Raw genomic sequence first — 6,291 nt, 5'->3', positions numbered from 1 at the left:
CAGCGGTCCGGGCGTAGAGCCGGGATGACAAGCTATTGTCTGTTATTGCATTTTCGAGAAGCACATCAGCACAAGGATCGGCTGGCCGCCAGCCCCTAACCCGCGTCCACCTTCACCGACGCCGATGGCAGGAATGCCGGCACCGTCTGGATCAGCACCACAATGCCGAACCCGCCGAAAATGATCGGCGGCAGGTCGTGCGCGGCGAGGCCGAGATCATTGCGGCAGAACATCAGCGCGAAAACGACGACGCCCCGGGGCGGCGATGCCATTGCGCAGCATGGAGCCGAGGCGGGCAAGGCGGGTGGGTATGGGAATACCTTTGCAGCGCTGCCGGTCGATCAAGCCCCAGCGCAGCGCCAGGGCCAATGGGGACACACAACAGTGTGCCCCCGTCGCTCATCACATAAACAGCGTCGCCGGGTTCTCCAGCAATCCCTTGACCCGCTGGATCAGGATGGCGGCGTCATAGCCGTCGACGATGCGGTGATCGAAGCAGGAGGAGAGATTCATCAGCTTGCGCGGGACGACCGAGCCTTCGGCATTATAGCGCGGCAGGGTCTGCATCTTGTTGACGCCGATGATCGCGACCTCGGGGGCATTGAGGATCGGCGTGGTGACGAGCCCGCCAATCGCACCGAGCGAGGTGATGGTGATGGTCGAACCGGAGAGCTCGTCCTTCGCCGCCTTGCCGGCCTTGGCGGCGGCGCCGAGGCGGGCCAGTTCGGCGGCGATCTGCCAGATATCGAGCGCTTCGGCGTGCTTGATCACCGGCACCATCAATCCGTTGGGCGTTGCCGCGGCGATGCCGCAATGCACACCCTGGTATTTGGTCAGCAGCATCGCCTCGCCATCGAAATGGGCATTGGCCTGCGGCGTGTCCGGCAGGGCCTTGGTCAGGGCCATGACGAGGAAGGGGATGAAGGTCAGCTTGGTCTGGTCGTCGCCCTTCTTGGAATTGAGATGCGCGCGCAGTTCTTCCAGCGCCGTGACGTCGATTTCCTCGACATAGGCGATCGAAGGGATGGTGCGCTGGGCATGCGACATGTTCTCGGAAATGCGCCGGCGCAGGCCGATCAGCTTTTCCTCGGTAATGCCGGTGCGCGGAGACCGCAGGGCCGAGCCACCACCGGAATGGGCAACAAGACGGCCACCCGAGGCGATGAAATCATCGAGATCGTCATGGGTGATACGGCCAGCCGGGCCAGTGCCGGGCACGGCCGCCAGTTCGATTTCTGCTTCCAGGGCGCGCTTGCGCACGGCCGGGCTGGCCAGGGCGCGTTCACCGACCGGGCGCGAGGCGATGGAAGGCGCCGGCGTCGGCTTGGCGGTCTCGACCACAGGGGCAACGGCCGGTTCGGCTTCGTCCACCTTCGGCGCAGCCTCTTCGGCCGGCACGGCGCCATCGACGGCAATGAACATGATCTCGGTGCCGACCGCGACGATATCGCCCGGCGCGCCAACCAGCTTGGTCACCGTGCCATTGACGGCGCAGGGGATTTCGACGGTCGCCTTGTCGGTCATCACGTCGAGCACGTGCTGGTCTTCAGTGACGGTATCGCCGACCTTCACATGCCATTCAACGATTTCGGCCTCGACAATGCCTTCGCCGACATCGGGCATCTTGTAGCGGTATTCGCTCATCATCAGGCCTCCAGAACTTCACGCATCGCGTCAATGAAACGCTGCGGACCGGGGAAATAGGACCATTCATGCGCATGCGGATAGGGTGTGTCCCAGCCGGTGACGCGCTTGATCGGGGTCTCGAGGGCAAAGAAACAGTCTTCCTGGATCTGGGCCGCCAGCTCGGCACCGAAGCCCGATGTACGCGGGGCTTCCTGGGCGACGATGCAGCGGCCGGTCTTGTTGACCGAGGCCGCGATGGTTTCGATATCATAGGGAATCAGGGTGCGCAGATCGATGATTTCGGCATCAATGCCCGATTGCTCCGCCGCCGCCAGGGCGACATGGACCAGCGTGCCATAGGTGACAATCGTCATCGCCGAGCCTTCACGCACGACATCGGCCTTGCCGATCGGCAGGCTGTAATGGTTTTCAGGAACCTCGCCCTTGGGATGCTTGCCCCAGGCTTCCAGCGCCTTGCCGGCACCACCATCGAAGGGGCCATTATACAGGCGCTTCGGCTCGAAGAAGACGACCGGGTCCGGGCTTTCGATCGCGGCGATCAGCAGGCCCTTGGCGTCATAGGGGTTGGATGGCATCACGACCTGGATGCCCGGGATATGGGTGAAGAAGGCTTCCGGACTCATCGAGTGGGTCTGGCCGCCACGAATGCCGCCGCCTGACGGCGTGCGAATCACGACCGGCGCGGTGAAGGTACCGGCCGTGCGATATCGCAGGCGCGACAATTCGGAAACGATCTGGTCGAAGCCGGGAAAGATATAGTCAGAGAACTGGATCTCGGCGACAGGCTTGAGACCATTGGCCGCCATACCGATCGCCATGGCAACGATCGCCGCCTCATTGATCGGTGCGTCGAAACAACGGTCGAGACCGTATTTTTCCTGCAGGCCGGCGGTGACGCGGAACACGCCGCCGAAATAACCGGCATCTTCACCGAAGGCGAGCACATTGGCGTCGCGCTCCATCATATTGTCCATGGCCGAATTGAGGGCCTGGATCATGTTCATCTTGCTCATGACCTATACCCCCAGATCGCGGCGTTGACGGCGCAGGCGCCAATCGGGTTCGGCATAGACATCCTCGAACATGGTCTGCACCGGCGATAGCGGACCGTCATGCAGGGTGCCATAGGTCTCGGCTTCCTTGTAGGAGGCGATCACGAGCTGATCGAGTTCCTTCTCGAGCGCCGCGTGACGTTCCTCATCCCATTCACCCAGACCGATGAGATGGTTTTTCAACCGCTCGACCGGATCGCCCAACGGCCAGGCATCGCCCTCACCCTTGGGCCGGTAACCGGAGGGATCATCAGAGGTGGAGTGCGCGTCGGCGCGATAGGTATAGCTCTCGATCACCGTGGCGCCATGACCGGCGCGGGCGCGCTCGGCGGCCCATTTGGTGGCGGCATAGACGGCGAGGAAATCATTGCCATCAATCCGCAGCGAGGCGAGGCCATAGCCAATGCCCTTGAGCGCGAAAGTCTGACTCTCACCGGCGGCCATGCCCTGGAAGGTCGAGATCGCCCACTGATTATTGACGATATTGAGGATGACCGGTGCGCGATAGGTCGAGGCCAGCACGAGCGCGCCGTGGAAATCACCCTCGGCAGTGGAGCCGTCGCCGATCCAGCTCGCCGTGATGCGGCTTTCGCCCTTGAACTGGCACGCCATCGCATAGCCGACGGCCTGCGGGAATTGTGTCGTCAGATTGCCCGAGATCGAGAAGAAATTGCCCTCGGCCCAGGTGTAATGCACCGGCAATTGCCGGCCCTTGAGATTGTCGCGGCTATTGGAGATGCAATGGCACATCATGTCGACAATATCGCGGCCACGCGCGAACAGAATGCCCTGCTGGCGATAGGAGGGGAAAACCATATCGGTCTTCTCGAGCGCCATCGCGGCAGCGACGGCAACGGCCTCCTCGCCCATGGATTTCATGTAGAAGCTCATCTTGCCTTGGCGCTGCAGCTTCTGCATCCGCTCGTCATAGACGCGGGTCAGCACCATATGGCGCAGGCCCTGGCGCAGCAGTTCCGGCTCGAGCTTGGGATCCCATTCGCCGACCGCCTGGTGGTTATGGTCGAGCACCCGAACCAGGCCGAGGGCCAGATCGAGGGTTTCACTTCCGGCGATCGAGACCTCGGGACGCCGGGCCGTACCGGCCGGCGGGATTTCGATATGTGAGAAATCCGGCGTATCGCCAGGGCGCGCATGTGGCGCCGGGACGTGAAATCGGGGATCAGTGTGTGCCATGAGCTCTCGCTGAAAACATCGGCAAAACCTGCCAGGGAATAGGTGTGCACGACCAAGCGTGTGCGAGGGCGTCTAACGCGGAAACGTCCACCTTGTCTACTACTGGAACAAGGTGCCATTTCCGGGTTTGTTTTCGCAGAAATGTAGACTAATTTCCTCCAAATACTGATTTTGGGGGAAAAATGCTCGCGAACCTAGACCTGATTGACGTCCGCATCCTTGAAGCCCTGCAGGAAGACGCAGGCCGCTCGGTTGCCGATATCGCCGAAATCGTGGGGCTGACCCCCTCCCCCTGCTGGCGCCGGATCCGGCGTCTGGAAACCGATGGCATCATCAAGCGGCGCTCGGTCGAGCTCGACCGCCGCGCCCTCGGCCTGATGTTTACCGCCTATCTCGAGGTCAAGATATCACCGGCGCGCAAGGCCAATTACGTCAAGTTCGAGAAGGCCGTCCAGAGCTTCCCTGAAGTGACCGAGGCCTGCATGATGACCGGCCCCTATGACTATCTGGTCAAGGTCGTGATGGCCGATATCGACGCCTATAACGAGTTCATCTCCGAACGCATGATCCCGCTCGACATCGTCGGCGATTTCCGCACTTCGGTGCAGGTGCGCAATATCAAGGACGGCAAGGGCCTGCCGCTGGGACATATCCAGGGCTAAGGCCTGCTTGCGGCGGCTCTAGCGCAATCGCTGCATGCCCGGCCCGAATTTCCCGCTCGGGCGGGCTTCGAAACCAAGCCGGGCATAGAAGCCTTCGCGTCCCTTGGCACACATCAACATCACATGGGCATTCGGGAAATCGGCGTCGATGCGCGCAAGCAGACGCTGCATCATGGCGTTCCCGAGACCGCTGCCGCGTCGCTCAGGGGCGATGATCGCATCCTGGATATAGAGATAAAGCGGATCGCCGATCGCGCGAACGAAGCCGGCAATACGGCCATCAGCATCCAGAGCCGTGATGGCAAGCAAGGAGGATTCGAGCGCCGGCCCGGCCAGCCCGGGCGAGAGCTCGCCCCAGCCGCATTCGGCCCTCATCGCAATGAAATCAGCGACCGGCGGTGGACGGTCCTCGAACCGGATCCCGTCCACCGCCTGATCGCTGTCGTCCTGCAAGGCTAGAGCCGTTCGATCGCCACAGCGGTGGCTTCGCCGCCGCCGATGCAGAGCGAGGCGACGCCCTTGGTCTTGCCATGCTTTTCGAGCGCGGCGATCAGGGTGACGATGACGCGGGCACCGGAGGCCCCGATCGGGTGACCCAGGGCACAGGCGCCGCCATTGACGTTCACCTTGTCATGGCTGAGGCCGAGCTCTTTCATCGCGATCATCGGCACGACGGCGAACGCCTCGTTGATTTCCCACAGATCGACATCCTCGATCGTCCAGCCGGCGCGCTCGACGGCCTTGCGCATGGCAGGCACGGGAGCGGTGGTGAAATAGGCCGGCTCATGCGCATGGGCTGCCGTGGCGACGATGCGGGCGAGTGGTTTGAGACCGCGGCGTTCGGCTTCTGATTTGCGCATCAGCACCAGGGCTGCAGCGCCGTCGGAAATGCCCGAGGCATTGGCGGCGGTGACGGTGCCGTCCTTGCCGAAGGCGGGGCGCAGGGAGGGGATCTTGTCCGGCATGGCGCGGCGCGGCAACTCATCGGTATCGACCACGACATCTCCCTTGCGGGTCGTCATCGTCACCGGCGTAATCTCGCGCTTGAAATCACCATTCTTGGTCGCGCGCTGGGCCCGGGCCAGGGTTTCCAGCGCATAGGCATCCTGCTGTTCGCGCGTGAACTGGTGTTCCTGCGCTATCATGTCGGCATAGACGCCCATCGGCTTTTTCTCATAGGCGTCCTCGAGCCCGTCCTGGGCCATGTGGTCCTTGAGCACGTCATGGCCGTATTTCATGCCGGAACGATGGGTCGGCAGAAGATGCGGCGCATTGCTCATCGATTCCATACCGCCTGCGACGATGATGTCGGCATCGCCGGCCAGCAGGGCTGAACGCCCCATGATCGCGGCCTGCATGCCCGACCCGCACATCTTGTTGAGCGTGGTCGCTTCGACGGATTTCGGCAGGCCGGCCTTGATGCCCGCCTGGCGCGCCGGGGCCTGGCCCTGGCCGGCACCGAGGACATTGCCCATGAAAATCTGGTCGACATCTTCACCGGCAACGCCAGCCTCTTCCATGGCGGCCTTGACCGCAATGGCACCGAGTTCATTGGCCGACAGCGTCGTCAGCTCGCCGAGCAGGCCACCCATCGGGGTGCGCGCCATACCGACAATGACGACTGGATCATCAACTGCACTCATCTGAAGTCTCCTCAGGGAAGGGATGGTGTGTATTCTGGCGCGCATGATGAAAACATGCGGCACCGCGTCAAGTCTTTTCGCAGATGCAATATA

Annotated in this window: 7 protein-coding genes; 1 reads left to right on the top strand and 6 read right to left on the bottom strand. The window is 62.5% G+C overall.

The features are described 5' to 3' along the window. Positions 1 to 95 precede the first annotated feature (95 nt). From AAC023_RS13085 to AAC023_RS13070, 4 genes are all read right to left on the bottom strand, one after another. A complete protein-coding gene (locus AAC023_RS13085) occupies positions 96 to 272 on the bottom strand; it encodes a hypothetical protein (RefSeq protein ID WP_339741640.1) in 177 nt (58 codons plus the stop codon). Positions 273 to 402: 130 nt separating this feature from the next. Beyond that, positions 403 to 1,647 (bottom strand): dihydrolipoamide acetyltransferase family protein, encoded by a 1,245-nt coding sequence (locus tag AAC023_RS13080; RefSeq protein WP_339741639.1) that lies wholly within the window; start codon positions 1,645 to 1,647, stop codon positions 403 to 405. Then, a complete protein-coding gene (locus AAC023_RS13075) occupies positions 1,647 to 2,660 on the bottom strand; it encodes an alpha-ketoacid dehydrogenase subunit beta (protein ID WP_339741638.1) in 1,014 nt (337 codons plus the stop codon). Before AAC023_RS13075 ends, AAC023_RS13080 begins: the two co-directional genes overlap by 1 nt. A gap of 3 nt (positions 2,661 to 2,663) precedes the next feature. Continuing rightward, positions 2,664 to 3,893: a 3-methyl-2-oxobutanoate dehydrogenase (2-methylpropanoyl-transferring) subunit alpha gene (locus AAC023_RS13070; RefSeq protein WP_339741637.1), complete on the bottom strand. Its 1,230-nt coding sequence runs from the start codon at positions 3,891 to 3,893 to the stop codon at positions 2,664 to 2,666. Between the two features lie 182 nt (positions 3,894 to 4,075). Between AAC023_RS13070 and AAC023_RS13065 the strand changes: the two genes are divergently transcribed. Then, positions 4,076 to 4,555: an Lrp/AsnC family transcriptional regulator gene (locus tag AAC023_RS13065; protein ID WP_339741636.1), complete on the top strand. Its 480-nt coding sequence runs from the start codon at positions 4,076 to 4,078 to the stop codon at positions 4,553 to 4,555. A gap of 18 nt (positions 4,556 to 4,573) precedes the next feature. Here AAC023_RS13065 and AAC023_RS13060 read toward each other — a convergent pair whose 3' ends face one another. Both AAC023_RS13060 and AAC023_RS13055 read right to left on the bottom strand, forming a co-directional pair. Beyond that, the gene (locus AAC023_RS13060) at positions 4,574 to 5,008 is read right to left on the bottom strand and encodes a GNAT family N-acetyltransferase (RefSeq protein WP_339741635.1); all 435 of its coding nucleotides are present in this window, start codon (positions 5,006 to 5,008) and stop codon (positions 4,574 to 4,576) included. 2 nt (positions 5,009 to 5,010) lie between these two features. Continuing rightward, on the bottom strand, positions 5,011 to 6,198 hold the full coding sequence (locus tag AAC023_RS13055) for a thiolase family protein (RefSeq protein WP_339741634.1): 1,188 nt from the start codon (positions 6,196 to 6,198) through the stop codon (positions 5,011 to 5,013). Between the last annotated feature and the right edge of the window lie 93 nt (positions 6,199 to 6,291).

This window comes from uncultured Maricaulis sp., assembly GCF_963976135.1.
GTDB lineage: Bacteria > Pseudomonadota > Alphaproteobacteria > Caulobacterales > Maricaulaceae > Maricaulis.
The sequence above is the reverse complement of the archived record's forward strand: the minus strand, read 5'-3'. Positions and strand labels throughout refer to the sequence as shown.

Coding starts and splice junctions, on each gene's coding strand:
- AAC023_RS13085 (WP_339741640.1), bottom strand. CDS start 272: ATGGCATCGCCGCCCCGGGGCGTCGTCGTTTTCGCGCTGATGTTCTGC.
- AAC023_RS13080 (WP_339741639.1), bottom strand. CDS start 1,647: ATGATGAGCGAATACCGCTACAAGATGCCCGATGTCGGCGAAGGCATT.
- AAC023_RS13075 (WP_339741638.1), bottom strand. CDS start 2,660: ATGAGCAAGATGAACATGATCCAGGCCCTCAATTCGGCCATGGACAAT.
- AAC023_RS13070 (WP_339741637.1), bottom strand. CDS start 3,893: ATGGCACACACTGATCCCCGATTTCACGTCCCGGCGCCACATGCGCGC.
- AAC023_RS13065 (WP_339741636.1), top strand. CDS start 4,076: ATGCTCGCGAACCTAGACCTGATTGACGTCCGCATCCTTGAAGCCCTG.
- AAC023_RS13055 (WP_339741634.1), bottom strand. CDS start 6,198: ATGAGTGCAGTTGATGATCCAGTCGTCATTGTCGGTATGGCGCGCACC.